This is a genomic window from Microbacterium sp. W4I20 (assembly GCF_030816505.1).
GTDB lineage: Bacteria > Actinomycetota > Actinomycetes > Actinomycetales > Microbacteriaceae > Microbacterium.
The window spans coordinates 3,580,056-3,595,421 of record NZ_JAUSYB010000001.1 but is presented as its reverse complement, the minus strand read 5'-3'; the positions used below and the strand labels follow the sequence as shown (position 1 = coordinate 3,595,421).

Genomic DNA, 15,366 nt, shown 5'->3' with positions numbered 1-15,366 from the left:
GACCCGCGTGGTGTAACCACAAGAGGGGCCGGAGAATCTCCGGCCCCTCTTGTGCAGTGGTTACTTGACGGAACCGCCCGCAGCCACGATCTTCTGCTCGGCGGAACCCGAGACCTTGTCGACCGCGACGGTGAGCTTGACGGCGATGTCGCCGTTTCCGAGAACCTTGACCTTCTCGTTCTTGCGAACGGCACCCTTGGCGACCAGGTCGGTGACGGTGACGTCTCCGCCCTTCGGGTACAGCTCGGCGAGCTTCTCCAGGTTCACGACCTGGTACTCGACGCGGAACGGGTTCTTGAACCCGCGCAGCTTCGGGGTGCGCATGTGCAGAGGCATCTGCCCACCCTCGAAACCGACGCGAACGGTGTTGCGAGCCTTTGTGCCCTTGGTTCCACGACCAGCGGTCTTACCCTTGGAACCCTCACCACGGCCGACGCGAGTCTTGGCGGTGTTGGATCCGGGGACCGGACGCAGGTGGTGCACCTTCAGGACGCCGGGGCGGGATGCCGGAGCATCCTTCTTCGGCGCATCCTTCTTGGCGGCGGGCTTCTTGGCAGGAGCGTCGGCCTTGGCGTCGGCAGCGGCGGTCTTGGCCGGCGCCTTCTTCGCGGCGGGCTTCTTCTCAGCCGGCTTCTTCTCGGCGGCAGCCTTGGGAGCAGCAGCCTTCTTCGGGGCCTTCTTCTCGGCCTCGACGGCGTCGTTCTTCTCAGCCATTAGTCGATCTCCTCAACCTTGACGAGGTGTGCGACGGTCTTGACGTACCCGCGATTCTGCGCGTCGTCGGGGCGCACGGTGCTGTCACCGATGCGCTTCAGACCGAGGCTGCGCAGCGTGTCACGCTGGTTCTGCTTCTCGCTCACCTTGGACTTGATCTGCGTGACCTTGAGGCGCGAAGCCATCAGGCACCTACCTTCTGTGCGGCGATGGCGTCGGCCTCCGCACGGACGAGACGCGCCGGAGCAACCTGGTCGAACTCGAGGCCACGACGTGCGGCGACCGCACGGGGCTCCTCGAGCTGCTTCAGGGCAGCGACGGTCGCGTGCACGATGTTGATCGTGTTCGACGAGCCGAGCGACTTCGACAGCACGTCGTGGATGCCGGCGCACTCGAGCACGGCGCGGACGGGACCACCGGCGATGACACCGGTACCGGCGGCAGCCGGACGCAGCAGCACGACACCGGCGGCTGCCTCACCCTGCACGGGGTGCGGGATGGTGCTGCCGACGCGCGGGACGCGGAAGAAGTTGCGCTTGGCCTCTTCGACACCCTTCGAGATCGCCAGAGGGACCTCACGGGCCTTGCCGTAGCCGACGCCCACCAGACCGTTGCCGTCACCGACGACCACGAGAGCGGTGAAGCTGAAGCGACGACCACCCTTGACGACCTTCGAGACGCGGTTGATGGTGACGACGCGCTCCAGGAACTGGTTGTCGCCACGGTCACGCGAGTTGCGGTCACGGCCGCCACCCTGGTTGCGATCGCGACCGCCGCCGCGGCGGCCCTCGCGAGCCGGCTCGGCCTGGGTCGTACCGGCGGCCGTCTCGGAGACGACAGGAGCCGTCTCGGGAGCGGCAGCAGCCGTATCGGTCACTTCGTTCTCCTTGTTGTCACTCACAGTGCCAGACCCCCTTCGCGGGCGCCGTCGGCGATGGCGGCGACACGACCGGCGTAGCGGTTGCCGCCACGGTCGAACACTGCCTCGGAAACGCCTGCGGCCTTCGCGCGCTCGGCGAGGAGCTCGCCGACCTTGCGTGCCTTGGCGGTCTTGTCACCCTCGAGCGAGCGCAGGTCGGTCTCGAGCGTCGAAGCCGACGCGACGGTGTGACCCTTGCTGTCGTCGACCAGCTGCACGAAGACGTGGCGGGCCGAACGGTTGACGACGAGGCGCGGACGCACCTCGGTGCCGACGACCTTCTTGCGAAGGCGGGCGTGACGACGCGCGCGGGCGTCAGACTTTGACTTGAGAGCCATGGTTACTTACCACTCTTTCCGGCCTTGCGACGCACGTTCTCGCCGGCGTAGCGCACACCCTTGCCCTTGTACGGCTCGGGCTTGCGGATCTTGCGGATGTTGGCAGCTGCCTCGCCGACAGCCTGCTTGTCGATCCCGCTGACGGTGAGCTTGTTGGTGCCCTCGACCGTAAGCGTGATGCCGGCGGGCGGGTCGATCAGGACCGGGTGCGAGAAGCCGAGGGCGAACTCGACCGAGCTCCCCTTCTGCGCGACGCGGTAACCGGTTCCGACGACCTCGAGACCCTTGGTGTACCCCTGGGTCACGCCGATGATGTTGTTGTTGATGAGCGTGCGGGTCAGGCCGTGAAGCGACCGCGACTCGCGCTCGTCGTCGGGACGAGAGACCAGAACCTGGTTCTCCTCGACCGCGACCTCGATGGGCTCGGCCACCGTGAGGGTGAGTTCACCCTTGGGGCCCTTCACCGCGACCTCGCGGCCGTCGACCGAAACGGTGACGCCCGCAGGCACGTCGATGGGAAGTCGTCCAATACGCGACATGAGGGATTACCACACGTAGGCGAGAACTTCTCCGCCCACGCCCTTCTGCTCAGCCTGACGGTCGGTGAGAAGACCGGAGGAAGTGGACAGGATGGCCACGCCGAGACCGCCGAGCACCTTGGGGAGCTCCGTGGACTTCGCGTAGACGCGGAGGCCGGGCTTCGAGACACGCTTGATGCCTGCGATCGAGCGCTCGCGGTTCGGGCCGTACTTCAGCGAAAGCGTGAGGTTCTTCCCGACGCGTGCGTCGGAGGTCTCCCAGCCGGCGATGTAGCCCTCCTGCTGGAGGATCTCGGCGATGTGCGTCTTGAGCTTGCTCGACGGCAGGGTCACGGAATCGTGGTGCGCCGAGTTCGCGTTGCGCAGACGGGTCAGCAGATCTGCGACCGGGTCTGTCATTGTCATTGTTGTTTTCCTTTGTTCATGAGGTTCCGGCTGCCGTTACACGACAGACGGCCTGCGATGACACGCAATCTTCAATTGTACGTGCAGACCGACGGGCTCAGTGACCAGTGACCACTGAGCCCGTCGAAGGCTTACGCCTGTGCGTCGTCCGCGCGGAACGGGAAGCCGAGGTGGCGGAGCAGTGCCCGACCCTCGTCATCCGTCTTCGCGGTGGTGACGACAGTGATGTCGAAACCGCGAACGCGGTCGATCTTGTCCTGATCGATCTCGTGGAACACGCTCTGCTCCTGGAGACCGAAGGTGTAGTTGCCGTTGCCGTCGAACTGCTTCGGCGACAGGCCGCGGAAGTCGCGGATGCGCGGCAGGGCGAGCGAGACCAGGCGGTCCACGAACTCCCACGCGCGGTCACCACGGAGGGTGACGTGCGCGCCGATGGCCTGGCCCTCGCGCAGCTTGAACTGCGCGATGGACTTGCGGGCCTTCGTCACGATCGGCTTCTGGCCGGTGATCTTGGTGAGGTCGTCGACCGCACCATCGATCACCTTGCTGTCACGTGCCGCTTCACCGACACCGGTGTTCACGACGACCTTGACCAAGCCGGGGATCTGCATGACGTTCGAGTAGCCGAACTCTTCCTGCAGTGCCTTCTTGATGTCGGTGTTGTACTTCTGCTTCAGGCGCGGCTGGATCTTGCCAGCCGGCGCGGCAGTGTCGGTGCTCATCAGAGGTCCTTACCGCTCTTCTTCGCGAAGCGCACGCGGACGGTGCGCTTGACGCCGTCCTTGGTCTGCTCCTCGACCCGGTGGCCGACCTTGGTCGGCTTCTTGGTCGAGGGGTCGACGACTGCGACGTTCGAGATGTGGATGGAGGCCTCGACGGTCTCGAGGCCACCGGTCTTCGTGCCACGCTGCGTCTGGCCGACGCGGGTGTGCTTGGTGACGTAGTTCACGCCTTCGACGATGACGCGGTTCTTCTCGGCGAGGACCTCGAGGACCTTGCCCTGCTTGCCGCGATCGCCGCCACGCTCCTGCGTGGCTCCGGTGATGACCTGAACCAGGTCACCCTTCTTGATCTTCGCCATGACTAAATAACCTCCGGCGCGAGCGAGACGATCTTCATGAACTTCTTGTCGCGAAGCTCACGACCGACCGGTCCGAAGATACGGGTGCCGCGGGGCTCCCCGTCGGTCTTCAGGATGACGGCGGCGTTCTCGTCGAACTTGATGTACGAGCCGTCGGGACGGCGCGTCTCCTTCTTGGTGCGGACGATGACCGCCTTGACGACGTCGCCCTTCTTGACGTTGCCGCCCGGGATCGCGTCCTTGACGGTCGCGACGATGGTGTCGCCCAGACCCGCGTAACGGCGCTTGGAACCGCCGAGAACACGGATGGTGAGCAGCTCCTTGGCGCCGGTGTTGTCGGCGACCTTGAGGCGGGACTCCTGCTGAATCACTTGGCCTTCTCCAGAATCTCCACCAGACGCCAGCGCTTCGTGGCGCTGAGCGGGCCGGGTCTCGTTGATCAGGACCAGGTCGCCGATGCCGGCGGTGTTCGCCTCATCGTGCGCCTTGACCTTCGAGGTGCGGCGGATGACCTTGCCGTAAAGCGGGTGCTTCACGCGGTCCTCGACCTCGACCACGATGGTCTTGTCCATCTTGTCGCTGACGACATAGCCGCGACGCGTCTTGCGGTAACCGCGGGCCGCCTCGTCGCGCACATCGTGTGCGGACGACTCGTGTCCTGCGGCCTGCGTCTCCACAGTCGCTTCCTTCTTGGTGGCCATCACTCAGCCTCTTCCTTCACGGCGTCGTCAGCGGCATCCGCTTTCTTCGCCTTCGACTTGGTCGCCTTCTTGGCCGGAGCCTCGACGGGAGCGGGCGTCGCACGGATGCCCAGCTCGCGTTCGCGGATCACGGTGTAGAGGCGCGCGATGTCGCGCTTGACGGCGCGGATGCGGCCGTGGCTCTCCAGCTGGCCGGTGGCCGACTGGAAACGGAGGTTGAACAGCTCCTCCTTGGCCTTGCGCAGCTCCTCAACGAGGCGCTGGTCTTCGAACGTGTCGAGCTCTGCCGGAGCGAGCTCCTTGGTGCCGATCGCCATTACGCGTCGCCCTCCTCGCGCTTGATGATGCGTGCCTTGAGCGGCAGCTTGTGAATTGCTCGGGTCAGTGCTTCACGAGCGAGTTCCTCGTTGACACCGGCGACCTCGAAGAGGACGCGGCCCGGCTTGACGTTCGCGACCCACCACTCCGGCGAACCCTTACCGGAACCCATGCGGGTTTCGGCCGGCTTCTTCGTGAGCGGACGGTCGGGGTAGATGTTGATCCACACCTTGCCGCCACGCTTGATGTGACGGGTCATGGCGATACGAGCGGACTCGATCTGACGGTTCGTGACATACGCGGGCGTCAGAGCCTGGATGCCAAACTCGCCGAAGGAGACCTTCGTGCCACCGGTCGCCGCACCATCACGCTTGGGGTGATGCTGCTTGCGGTACTTGACCTTGCGGGGGATAAGCATCAGGCAGACGCTCCTTCTGCAACAGGTGCCTCGTTGCGCGGGGCACGGCGGCGGTCGCCACCACGGTCGTCACGACGAGCCTTGGGTGCGTTGGCCTGCTCGCGAGCGAGCTCCTTCGCGGTGAGGTCGCCCTTGTAGATCCAGACCTTCACGCCGATGCGGCCGAAGGTGGTCTTCGCCTCGTAGAAGCCGTAGTCGATGTTCGCACGGAGCGTGTGCAGCGGCACACGACCCTCGCGGTAGAACTCCGACCGGCTCATCTCGGCGCCGCCGAGGCGGCCGGCGACCTGGATGCGGATGCCCTTGGCGCCTGCGCGCTGTGCACCCTGCATGCCCTTGCGCATCGCACGACGGAAAGCCACGCGAGCAGAGAGCTGCTCGGCGACGCCCTGCGCGACGAGCTGAGCGTCAGCTTCGGGGTTCTTCACCTCGAGGATGTTCAGCTGGATCTGCTTGCCCGAGAGCTTCTCGAGGTCGCCGCGGATGCGCTCGGCCTCGGCTCCACGACGACCGATCACGATGCCCGGACGGGCGGTGTGGATGTCGACGCGGACGCGGTCACGGGTGCGCTCGATCTCGATGTTCGAGACTCCGGCGCGGTCGAGCTGCGTCTTGAGCAGGTTGCGGATCTTGATGTCTTCGGCCACGTAGTCGGCGTAACGCTGACCCGGCTTCGTCGAGTCAGAGAACCAACGCGAGACGTGGTCCGTCGTGATGCCGAGGCGGAAGCCGTACGGGTTTACCTTCTGTCCCATTACTTGCTCGCCTTCTTCTTGCTGTCGCCCGTAGCGGCCGGAGCCGCCTCAGGCGTCGAGAGCACGACCGTGATGTGGCTCGTGCGCTTCTTGATCTGGAAAGCGCGACCCTGTGCACGGGGCTGGAAACGCTTGAGCGTCGTGCCCTCGTCGACGTAGGCGTTAGCCACGTACAGGTCCTGCTCGTCGAGGAACTCGCCGTCGCGATCCGCCTTGACCTGCGCGTTGGCCATGGCCGACGCGACAAGCTTGTAGATCGGCTCACTGGCGCTCTGCTGCGCGAACTTCAGGATCGCGAGAGCCTCCTGGGCCTGCTTGCCCTTGATGAGCGCGACGACACGACGAGCCTTCTGAGGGGTCACGCGGATGTGTCGCACGCGTGCGATCGATTCGACCATTAGCGGCGCCGCCCCTTCTTGTCGTCCTTCTCGTGGCCGCGGAAGGTGCGGGTGGGCGCGAACTCGCCCAGCTTGTGACCGACCATGGTCTCGGACACGAACACAGGAATGTGCTTGCGTCCGTCGTGGACCGCGATCGTGTGACCCAGCATGGCCGGGATGATCATGGACCGGCGAGACCAGGTCTTGATGACGTTCTTGGTACCGGCTTCGTTCTGCACGACCACCTTGCGAAGCAGGTGATCGTCGACGAAGGGGCCCTTCTTAAGACTGCGAGGCATCTTCTCTTACTCCTACTTACGCTTCTTGCCGGCGTTACGACGACGCACGATGTACTTGTCGCTTTCCTTGTTGGCGTGACGGGTACGACCCTCAGCCTGGCCCCAGGGGGTGACGGGGTGACGTCCACCGGACGTCTTGCCCTCACCACCACCGTGCGGGTGGTCGACCGGGTTCATGGCGACACCACGCACGGTCGGGCGGACGCCCTTCCAGCGCATGCGGCCGGCCTTGCCCCAGTTGATGTTCGACTGCTCGGCGTTTCCGACCTCACCGATGGTCGCGCGGCAGCGCGCATCGACGTTGCGGATCTCACCCGAGGGCAGACGCAGCTGGGCGTAGTTGCCGTCCTTCGCGACGAGACGCACGGAGGCGCCCGCCGAACGAGCCATCTTCGCGCCGCCACCGGGGCGGAGCTCGATCGCGTGGATGACGGTACCCGTGGGGATGTTCTTCAGCGGGAGGTTGTTGCCCGGCTTGATGTCCGCCCCGGCACCCGACTCGACGACGTCGCCCTGCTTCAGCTTCGCCGGCGCGAGGATGTAGCGCTTCTCGCCGTCGAAGTAGTGCAGCAGCGCGATGCGCGCGGTGCGGTTGGGGTCGTACTCGATGTGAGCGACACGGGCGTCCACGCCGTCCTTGTCATTGCGACGGAAGTCGATGACGCGGTACTGGCGCTTGTGGCCACCACCGATGTGACGGGTCGTGATGCGGCCCTGGTTGTTGCGACCACCGGTCTTCGAGAGCGGGCGCAGCAGCGACTTCTCCGGCGTCGATCGAGTGATCTCGGCGAAGTCAGCCACCGACGAGCCGCGACGGCCCGGGGTCGTGGGCTTGTACTTGCGAATAGCCATTATTGTCCTTATCCCCCGGATCAGCCGATTGCCGTGAAGATGTCGATGGTGCCCGACTTCAGGGTGACGATGGCGCGCTTGGTGTCCTTGCGCTTGCCGGTGCCGAAGCGGGTGCGGCGAGCCTTGCCGACGCGGTTGAGGGTGTTGACCCCCGCGACCTTGACGCCGAAGATCTTCTCGATGGCGAGCTTGATCTCGGTCTTCGAAGCGCGCGGGTCGACGAGGAAGGTGTACTTGCCTTCGTCGATGAGTCCGTAGCTCTTCTCGGACACGACCGGCTTCAGGATGATGTCGCGCGGGTCCTTGTTCAGGGCCGTCTGGAGAACAGATGCCTGCTCGCTCATGCGGAGACCTCCTGGTTGGCGCCGGTCTTCCAGGCGACGAAGCCCTCGAGAGCGGCCTGGGTGAAGACGATGTCGTCGGAGACGAGCACGTCGTAGGCGTTGAGCTGGTCGAACGTCAGCACGTGCAGGTTCGACAGGTTGCGGATGCTCTTCAGCGTCACGTCGTCGTCGCGCTCGATCACGACGAGCACGTTCTTCGACGACACGACGTTGGTGAGGAAGCTCACCGCGGTCTTGGTCGAAGGCGCACCGTCGATCCCGAAGGACTCGATGGCGTGGATGCGGTCGCCGCGGAAGCGGTCGCTCAGCGCACCCAGGAGGGCGGCAGCGATCATCTTCTTGGGCGTGCGCTGCGAGTAGTCGCGCGGCTTCGGGCCGTGGACGATGCCACCGCCGGTCATGTGCGGCGCGCGGATCGAGCCCTGACGGGCGTTACCCGTGCCCTTCTGCTTGAAGGGCTTGCGGCCGGCACCGGAGACCTCACCGCGACGCTTGGTCGAGTGGGTTCCCTGACGGGCCGCAGCGAGCTGCGCGACCACGACCTGGTGGATGAGCGGAATGTTCGTCTTGACGTCGAACAGAGCGGCGGGAAGCTCGATGGAGCCTGCCTTCTTGCCGTCTGCCTTGAGGACGTCGAGCGCGAGAGTGGAGTCAGCCATGATCAGGCACCCTTCACTGCGTTGCGGACGTAGACGATGCGGCCACGAGCACCGGGGACGGCGCCCTTGACGAGCAGCAGACCCTTCTCGATGTCGATGGCGTGCACCGTGAGGTTGAGGACGGTCACGCGCTCGCCACCCATACGGCCGGCCATGCGCATGCCCTTGAAGACGCGGCTCGGGGTCGACGATGCGCCGATGGAGCCGGGCTTGCGGTGGTTGCGGTGCGAACCGTGCGATGCCGAGACGCCCTTGAAGTTGTGACGCTTCATGACACCGGCGAAGCCCTTGCCCTTGCTCGTGCCGACGACGTCGACGAGCTGGCCGGCTTCGAACGTGCCGTCGACCGTGAGCTCCTGACCGAGTGAGTAGTCAGCAGCGTCAGCCGTACGGATCTCGGTGACGTGGCGACGCGGCGTGACGCCGGCTGCCTCGAAGTGAGCCGTGAGGGGCTGGTTCACCTTGCGCGGGTCGATCTGGCCGTACGCGATCTGAACGGCGTTGTAGCCGTCCTTCTCGGGGGTGCGGACCTGCGTGACCACGTTGGGTGCGAGTTCGATGACGGTGACGGGAATGAGCTTGCCGCTCTCGTTCCACACCTGGGTCATACCGAGCTTCGTGCCCAGCATTCCCTTGGAGATCTTGGAGTTGATGTCAACCATGCCGGGCCTCAGAGCTTGATCTCGATGTTGACATCGGCAGGAAGGTCGAGGCGCATCAGCGAGTCGACGGCCTTGGGCGTCGGGTCGACGATGTCGATGAGGCGCTTGTGGGTGCGCATCTCGAAGTGCTCGCGGCTGTCCTTGTACTTGTGGGGCGACCGGATGACGCACACGACGTTCTTCTCGGTCGGAAGCGGCACGGGCCCGACGACGGTCGCGCCCGCACGGGTCACGGTGTCGACGATCTTGCGTGCCGACGAGTCGATGACCTCGTGGTCATACGACTTCAGGCGAATGCGGATTTTCTGTCCCGCCATTGTCTGCTCACTCTCTTTAAGCGTCTTACCGTCCTGAGCCGGGTGACCCAGGGGCATTGGACGCACGTCGGCGCTGTTCGCGCCTTCGGCACTCGTCTTCTCGGGCCAGGGACCGGGGTTCCTGAGCCTGTCGAAGGGCTGCACCACTGTTCTTGTATCAGCCGCACATCGGGGACGTGCGGATGCCGACCTCCGCCGCGCACGGCGAACCTCCTCGGAAGAAGGTGTCGGGGATTTGTTCTGCTACCCGCGGCCTAGAACCCTGCACCTCCCGGAGGAGACGCCGTCTATGCACTGCCCTGGCAGTGATCCATCACGCGCACAGCGCAGACGGAATATCGAACCTGTCTATTCTGCCATGCCTGATTTCACTTCTGCAAACCCGGGCGTGTCGCGCTCCGTCCGAGGTCCTCGGAAAGCGCCCGCCTGCGCGTCAGGAAGCGAAGGAGAGCGGGGCGAGGCATCCCCATGCCTCGCCCCGCTTGGGGAGGACGTTCAGTGCGAGGGGGCACACCGAACGCGAGGATGCCGGCGTGAAGGGACGCCAGGATCCTCGTTCGAGGGCGCGGCGGAGTACCCGCCGCGCAGGCAGGGAGACGCTCAGGCGCACGGAGTGCGCGCGTCGCACGATGATCCCCAAGATCGTTTATCCCCAGTTTGTACGCGGAAGCCGCGTGTTTCGGGAGCCGAACCCCTTCGGCTACCCCGACCGCAAGATCCCCAGGCGGTCCCGAACATCCTACGTGGTTCGGCACCCAAAATGCGAGTCCGGTCGAACCGGCGCGCTGGTGGGATGCAGGAACGGCGGCCCACCGTGAGGTGGACCGCCGTTCGGAGGCTGCGTCGAGATCTACTCGTTGCCGATGGACTTGTCCGCGCTGTCGCGGATCTCGTCGATCTTGTCGGCCGCACCCGGGGCGATCTTCTTGGCGAAGTCGGCGACGCCGTCGAGCACCTTGTCGCTGATGTCCTCGGCCTGGTCGCTCTTGACGGCCTCGGCGATCTTGTCCTTGTTCTGCTCGTACAGGTCCTTGCCCTTGTTCACGGCGTCGTCGATACCCATGATTCCCCTTCTCAGGTGTGTTCCGCCGACCGGGAGGGGCGGCACCACTCATTGTGCCCGCAGGCCCGGAGAAACGGAACCTCTGAGTCTTCGAAGCTGGTCCGGGCACGACAGAGGGGCCGGGCCCGAAGGCCCGACCCCTCTGCGAGGAAGCAGATGCTTACTTGATGATCTTCGTGACCGTACCGGCGCCGACGGTGCGTCCACCCTCACGGATGGCGAAGCCGAGGCCCTCCTCCATGGCGATCGGCTGGATCAGCTCGACCGTCACGTCGGTGGTGTCGCCGGGCATGACCATCTCGGTGCCCTCGGGCAGCGTGATGACGCCGGTGACGTCGGTGGTGCGGAAGTAGAACTGCGGGCGGTAGTTCGTGTAGAAGGGGTTGTGACGCCCACCCTCGTCCTTGGACAGGATGTACGCGGTGCCCGCGAAGTCGGTGTGCGGCGTGACCGAACCCGGCTTGACGATGACCTGACCGCGCTCGACGTCCTCACGCTTCGTACCACGGAGCAGGAGACCGCAGTTCTCGCCGGCCCAGGCCTCGTCGAGCTGCTTGTGGAACATCTCGATACCCGTGACCGTGGTCTTGACGGTCGGACGCAGTCCGACGATCTCGACCTCGGAGTTGATGGCCAGCGTGCCACGCTCGGCGCGGCCCGTGACGACGGTTCCACGACCGGTGATCGTGAAGACGTCCTCGACCGGCATCAGGAACGGCTTGTCCTTGTCGCGCACGGGGTCCGGAACGTGCTCGTCCACGGCCTCCATGAGGTCGAGGATCGACTGCGTCCACTTCTCGTCACCCTCGAGGGCCTTGAGAGCGGAGACGCGCACGACAGGAGCGTCCTCAGCGAAGCCCTGCGAGGCGAGCAGCTCGGAGACCTCGAGCTCGACGAGCTCCAGGATCTCCTCGTCGTCGACCATGTCGGCCTTGTTCAGCGCGACCAGCAGGTACGGCACGCCGACCTGCTTGGCGAGCAGAACGTGCTCACGCGTCTGAGCCATCGGGCCGTCGGTGGCGGCGACCACGAGGATCGCGCCGTCCATCTGAGCAGCACCGGTGATCATGTTCTTGACGTAGTCGGCGTGGCCGGGGGCGTCAACGTGCGCGTAGTGGCGCTTGGGGGTCTCGTACTCGATGTGCGAGATGTTGATGGTGATTCCACGCTGGCGCTCTTCCGGCGCCGAGTCGATGGAAGCGAAGTCGCGCTGCACGTTGGTGTCAGACGGGAACTTGTCAGCAAGCACCTTCGAGATCGCTGCGGAGAGCGTGGTCTTGCCGTGGTCAACGTGACCGATGGTTCCGATGTTGACGTGCGGCTTGGTCCGCTCGAACTTGGCCTTAGCCACTAGGTCCTCCTCAGGACGTCATGTAGAGGGTGCCGGGCACTGGTTTGCGACCGGTTCTCTACGGGTGTGAATCTCAGTTTAGTAGAGAGGGAATGTGAAGTTGTAGGGGACCTGGGAGCCGGCCCTTCGACAGGCTCAGGAGTAACCCGGCTCCCAGGAAGATGACTACTCGCCGCCCTGGTGCTTCTGGACGATCTCGTCGGCCACGTTGCGGGGAACCTCAGCGTAGCTGTTGAACTCCATCGAGTAGACGGCGCGACCCGAGGTCTTCGAGCGCAGGTCGCCGATGTATCCGAACATCTCGGACAGCGGGACGTGTGCGCGGACGACCTTGACGCCTGCGGCGTCCTCCATCGACTGGATCTGACCACGACGCGAGTTCAGGTCGCCGATGACGTCACCCATGTACTCCTCCGGAGTACGCACCTCGACCGCCATGAGCGGCTCGAGGAGCACGGGGTTCGCGCGACGGAGGGCTTCCTTGAAGCCCATCGAACCTGCGATCTTGAACGCCATCTCCGAGGAGTCGACGTCGTGAGCGGCACCATCGACGATGGTGGCCTTCACTCCGACGATCGGGTAGCCGGCGAGCACGCCGACGTTCATCCCGTCCTGGAAACCGGCATCGATCGAGCCGATGTACTCACGCGGGATGCGACCACCGGTGACGGCGTTCACGAACTCGTAGGTCTTCTCGGAGTCCAGGTCCATCGGCTCGATGGTGAACTGGATCTTCGCGAACTGGCCGGAGCCACCGGTCTGCTTCTTGTGCGTGTAGTCGTGCTTCTCGACGGCCTTCTTGATCGTCTCGCGGTACGCCACCTGCGGCTTGCCGACGTTCGCCTCGACGTTGAACTCGCGCTTCATGCGGTCCACGAGGATGTCGAGGTGCAGCTCGCCCATACCCTTGATGGTCGTCTGACCGGTCTCGGGGTTGAGCTCCGTGCGGAAGGTCGGGTCCTCTTCAGCGAGCTTCTGGATGGCGACACCCAGCTTCTCCTGGTCGGCCTTGGTCTTCGGCTCGATGGCGACCTCGATGACGGGCTCGGGGAACGTCATCGACTCGAGGACGACCGGGTGCGCCGGGTCGGTCAGGGTGTCACCGGTGGTGGTGTCCTTCAGACCGATGACCGCGTAGATGTTGCCCGCGGTGACCGAGGCGACCGGGATCTCCTTGTTGGCGTGCATCTGGAAGATCTTCCCGATGCGCTCCTTCTTGCCCTTGGTCGAGTTGATGACGGCCGCGCCGGAGTCGAGGTGACCCGAGTAGACGCGCACGTAGGTGAGACGACCGAAGAACGGGTGCACCGCGACCTTGAACGCCAGGGCCGCGAACGGGTCCTTGGCGTCGGGGTGACGCTCGATGATCGTGTCGTAGTCCTTGGGGTCGTGCGCCTCGATCGAGCCCACGTCGAGCGGGTTCGGGAGGTAGTCCACGACCGCGTCGAGCATCGGCTGCACGCCGCGGTTCTTGAACGCCGAGCCGCAGAGGACCGGGTAGATCTCCGAAGCCACGGTGAGCTTGCGGATCGCACCCTTGATCTCGGCGACCGTGAGCTCCTCGCCACCGAAGAACTTCTCCAGCAGAGCGTCGTCGGTCTCGGCGACGGTCTCGAGAAGGGTCTGACGGTACTCGTCTGCCTTCTCCTTGAGGTCGGCCGGGATCTCCTGGATCTCGTAGGAGGCGCCCATGGTCACATCACCCTTGGAGTCACCCGCCCAGACGAGCGCGCGCATCTCGACGAGGTCGACGACGCCGATGAAGTCGTTCTCCGCACCGATGGGCAGCTGGATGACCAGCGGCTTGGCGCCGAGACGGTTGATGATCGTGTCGACCGTGAAGTAGAAGTCCGCGCCGAGCTTGTCCATCTTGTTGACGAAGCAGATGCGGGGGACGTTGTACTTGTCGGCCTGACGCCAGACGGTCTCGGACTGGGGCTCGACGCCCTCCTTGCCGTCGAAGACGGCGACGGCACCGTCGAGGACGCGGAGCGAGCGCTCCACCTCGACCGTGAAGTCCACGTGACCGGGGGTGTCGATGATGTTGATCTGGTTCTTGTCCCAGTAGCAGGTGACGGCGGCAGACGTGATCGTGATGCCGCGCTCCTTCTCCTGTTCCATCCAGTCCGTGGTCGAGGCGCCATCGTGCGTCTCGCCGAGCTTGTGGTTGACGCCCGTGTAGAACAGGATGCGCTCGGTCGTCGTCGTCTTGCCGGCATCGATGTGCGCCATGATGCCGATGTTGCGGACCTTGCTCAGGTCGGTGAGCACGTCTTGTGCCACAGGAGTGTCCTTATCTTTTCGTGCAGGGGTACTGCGCGGAGGGGGTGCCCGCTCCCGGCGATCGGCCGGGAGCGGGCGAAGTGTTTACCAGCGGTAGTGAGCGAACGCGCGGTTCGACTCGGCCATCTTGTGAGTGTCCTCGCGGCGCTTGACCGCGGCACCCAGGCCGTTCGACGCGTCCAGGATCTCGTTCTGGAGACGCTCGGTCATCGTCTTCTCACGACGACCCTTGGCGTAGCTCACGAGCCAGCGCAGCGCGAGGGTGTTCGCGCGGTGCGGCTTGACCTCGATCGGAACCTGGTAGGTCGAGCCACCGACGCGGCGGCTGCGGACCTCGAGAGTCGGGCGCACGTTGTCGAGCGCCTTCTTCAGGGTGGCGACGGCGTCCTGGCCGCCGTTCTTCGCCTCGACGCCGCTGAGGGCGCCGTAGACGATGGCCTCGGCGATCGACTTCTTGCCGTCGACGAGGATCTTGTTCACCAGCGAGGTGACGATCGGGGCGCCGTATACCGGGTCGTTGACCACGGGGCGCTTGGGGGCGGGACCCTTACGAGGCATCTAACTCAACCCTTCTTCGCGCCGTAGCGGGAACGAGCCTGCTTACGGTTCTTGACAGCCTGGGTGTCCAGGGCGCCGCGGACGATCTTGTAACGCACACCGGGGAGGTCCTTCACACGACCGCCGCGGACGAGCACCAGCGAGTGCTCCTGGAGGTTGTGGCCCTCACCGGGGATGTAGGCCGTGACCTCGGTCCCGTTGCGGAGCTTCACACGAGCGACCTTGCGCATCGCCGAGTTCGGCTTCTTCGGGGTGGTGGTGTAGACGCGGGTGCATACCCCGGCCTGCTGCGGGTTCGACTTCAGGGCAGGCGTCTTGGTCTTGGTGACCTTCGGCGAGCGACCCTTGCGAACCAACTGCTGAATGGTTGGCACGTTCTCTCCTCATAGTGCTGCACGGTGACAGCGTGA

24 protein-coding genes and 1 pseudogene are annotated in these 15,366 nt (G+C 65.0%); all 25 read right to left on the bottom strand.

The genetic code is table 11. The features are described from left to right. Positions 1-60 precede the first annotated feature (60 nt). Positions 61-714 carry a 50S ribosomal protein L15 gene (gene rplO, locus QFZ21_RS17465; protein ID WP_307380091.1) on the bottom strand — a complete coding sequence of 218 codons (654 nt, stop codon included), beginning with the start codon at positions 712-714 and terminating at the stop codon, positions 61-63. Next, the gene (gene rpmD / locus QFZ21_RS17460) at positions 714-899 is read right to left on the bottom strand and encodes a 50S ribosomal protein L30 (protein ID WP_307380089.1); all 186 of its coding nucleotides are present in this window, start codon (positions 897-899) and stop codon (positions 714-716) included. The genes rplO and rpmD overlap by 1 nt, the downstream gene beginning before the upstream one ends. After that, complete coding sequence (rpsE, locus tag QFZ21_RS17455) at positions 899-1,615, bottom strand: 30S ribosomal protein S5 (protein WP_373426027.1); 717 nt, start codon at positions 1,613-1,615, stop codon at positions 899-901. The genes rpmD and rpsE overlap by 1 nt, the downstream gene beginning before the upstream one ends. Next, entirely contained in the window at positions 1,612-1,971 is a 360-nt protein-coding gene (gene rplR, locus QFZ21_RS17450) for a 50S ribosomal protein L18 (RefSeq protein ID WP_029260926.1), read from the bottom strand. Before rplR ends, rpsE begins: the two co-directional genes overlap by 4 nt. A 2-nt stretch (positions 1,972-1,973) precedes the next feature. Then, positions 1,974-2,510: a 50S ribosomal protein L6 gene (rplF, locus tag QFZ21_RS17445; protein WP_307380086.1), complete on the bottom strand. Its 537-nt coding sequence runs from the start codon at positions 2,508-2,510 to the stop codon at positions 1,974-1,976. A 6-nt stretch (positions 2,511-2,516) separates the two neighbouring features. After that, positions 2,517-2,915 (bottom strand): 30S ribosomal protein S8, encoded by a 399-nt coding sequence (gene rpsH / locus QFZ21_RS17440; protein WP_046013414.1) that lies wholly within the window; start codon positions 2,913-2,915, stop codon positions 2,517-2,519. 131 nt (positions 2,916-3,046) lie between these two features. Next, the gene (gene rplE, locus QFZ21_RS17435; RefSeq protein WP_307380084.1) at positions 3,047-3,637 is read right to left on the bottom strand and encodes a 50S ribosomal protein L5; all 591 of its coding nucleotides are present in this window, start codon (positions 3,635-3,637) and stop codon (positions 3,047-3,049) included. Continuing rightward, on the bottom strand, positions 3,637-3,996 hold the full coding sequence (gene rplX, locus QFZ21_RS17430) for a 50S ribosomal protein L24 (protein WP_307380082.1): 360 nt from the start codon (positions 3,994-3,996) through the stop codon (positions 3,637-3,639). The genes rplE and rplX overlap by 1 nt, the downstream gene beginning before the upstream one ends. A gap of 2 nt (positions 3,997-3,998) precedes the next feature. Continuing rightward, a complete protein-coding gene (gene rplN, locus QFZ21_RS17425; protein ID WP_307380081.1) occupies positions 3,999-4,367 on the bottom strand; it encodes a 50S ribosomal protein L14 in 369 nt (122 codons plus the stop codon). After that, a pseudogene (gene rpsQ / locus QFZ21_RS17420) lies at positions 4,364-4,697 on the bottom strand (30S ribosomal protein S17). Before rpsQ ends, rplN begins: the two are co-directional and overlap by 4 nt. Then, on the bottom strand, positions 4,697-5,014 hold the full coding sequence (gene rpmC, locus QFZ21_RS17415) for a 50S ribosomal protein L29 (RefSeq protein WP_067121112.1): 318 nt from the start codon (positions 5,012-5,014) through the stop codon (positions 4,697-4,699). Before rpmC ends, rpsQ begins: the two are co-directional and overlap by 1 nt. Beyond that, complete coding sequence (gene rplP, locus QFZ21_RS17410; protein WP_184215346.1) at positions 5,014-5,433, bottom strand: 50S ribosomal protein L16; 420 nt, start codon at positions 5,431-5,433, stop codon at positions 5,014-5,016. The genes rpmC and rplP overlap by 1 nt, the downstream gene beginning before the upstream one ends. Continuing rightward, positions 5,433-6,188, bottom strand: coding sequence for a 30S ribosomal protein S3 (gene rpsC, locus QFZ21_RS17405; protein ID WP_307380079.1), 756 nt, complete (start codon positions 6,186-6,188; stop codon positions 5,433-5,435). Before rpsC ends, rplP begins: the two co-directional genes overlap by 1 nt. Continuing rightward, positions 6,188-6,586 carry a 50S ribosomal protein L22 gene (rplV, locus tag QFZ21_RS17400; RefSeq protein WP_307380078.1) on the bottom strand — a complete coding sequence of 133 codons (399 nt, stop codon included), beginning with the start codon at positions 6,584-6,586 and terminating at the stop codon, positions 6,188-6,190. Before rplV ends, rpsC begins: the two co-directional genes overlap by 1 nt. After that, a complete protein-coding gene (gene rpsS, locus QFZ21_RS17395; protein ID WP_017829205.1) occupies positions 6,586-6,867 on the bottom strand; it encodes a 30S ribosomal protein S19 in 282 nt (93 codons plus the stop codon). The genes rplV and rpsS overlap by 1 nt, the downstream gene beginning before the upstream one ends. 12 nt (positions 6,868-6,879) lie before the next feature. Beyond that, positions 6,880-7,719, bottom strand: a complete 840-nt coding sequence (gene rplB / locus QFZ21_RS17390; RefSeq protein ID WP_307380075.1) for a 50S ribosomal protein L2 — start codon at positions 7,717-7,719, stop codon at positions 6,880-6,882. A gap of 20 nt (positions 7,720-7,739) precedes the next feature. After that, on the bottom strand, positions 7,740-8,063 hold the full coding sequence (gene rplW, locus QFZ21_RS17385; protein WP_017829206.1) for a 50S ribosomal protein L23: 324 nt from the start codon (positions 8,061-8,063) through the stop codon (positions 7,740-7,742). Beyond that, positions 8,060-8,722 carry a 50S ribosomal protein L4 gene (gene rplD / locus QFZ21_RS17380; RefSeq protein WP_307380074.1) on the bottom strand — a complete coding sequence of 221 codons (663 nt, stop codon included), beginning with the start codon at positions 8,720-8,722 and terminating at the stop codon, positions 8,060-8,062. Before rplD ends, rplW begins: the two co-directional genes overlap by 4 nt. A 2-nt stretch (positions 8,723-8,724) precedes the next feature. Further along, the gene (gene rplC, locus QFZ21_RS17375) at positions 8,725-9,384 is read right to left on the bottom strand and encodes a 50S ribosomal protein L3 (RefSeq protein ID WP_307380073.1); all 660 of its coding nucleotides are present in this window, start codon (positions 9,382-9,384) and stop codon (positions 8,725-8,727) included. Positions 9,385-9,392: 8 nt separating this feature from the next. After that, positions 9,393-9,701, bottom strand: coding sequence for a 30S ribosomal protein S10 (gene rpsJ / locus QFZ21_RS17370; protein WP_030147986.1), 309 nt, complete (start codon positions 9,699-9,701; stop codon positions 9,393-9,395). A gap of 850 nt (positions 9,702-10,551) precedes the next feature. After that, on the bottom strand, positions 10,552-10,764 hold the full coding sequence (locus QFZ21_RS17365) for a hypothetical protein (protein WP_307380071.1): 213 nt from the start codon (positions 10,762-10,764) through the stop codon (positions 10,552-10,554). 160 nt (positions 10,765-10,924) lie between these two features. Continuing rightward, entirely contained in the window at positions 10,925-12,115 is a 1,191-nt protein-coding gene (tuf, locus tag QFZ21_RS17360) for an elongation factor Tu (protein WP_046013402.1), read from the bottom strand. Between the two features lie 165 nt (positions 12,116-12,280). Further along, the gene (fusA, locus tag QFZ21_RS17355; protein WP_307380070.1) at positions 12,281-14,398 is read right to left on the bottom strand and encodes an elongation factor G; all 2,118 of its coding nucleotides are present in this window, start codon (positions 14,396-14,398) and stop codon (positions 12,281-12,283) included. 84 nt (positions 14,399-14,482) lie between these two features. Then, positions 14,483-14,956, bottom strand: a complete 474-nt coding sequence (rpsG, locus tag QFZ21_RS17350) for a 30S ribosomal protein S7 (protein ID WP_223622188.1) — start codon at positions 14,954-14,956, stop codon at positions 14,483-14,485. Positions 14,957-14,961: 5 nt separating this feature from the next. Continuing rightward, positions 14,962-15,330 (bottom strand): 30S ribosomal protein S12, encoded by a 369-nt coding sequence (rpsL, locus tag QFZ21_RS17345; RefSeq protein ID WP_028502478.1) that lies wholly within the window; start codon positions 15,328-15,330, stop codon positions 14,962-14,964. Between the last annotated feature and the right edge of the window lie 36 nt (positions 15,331-15,366).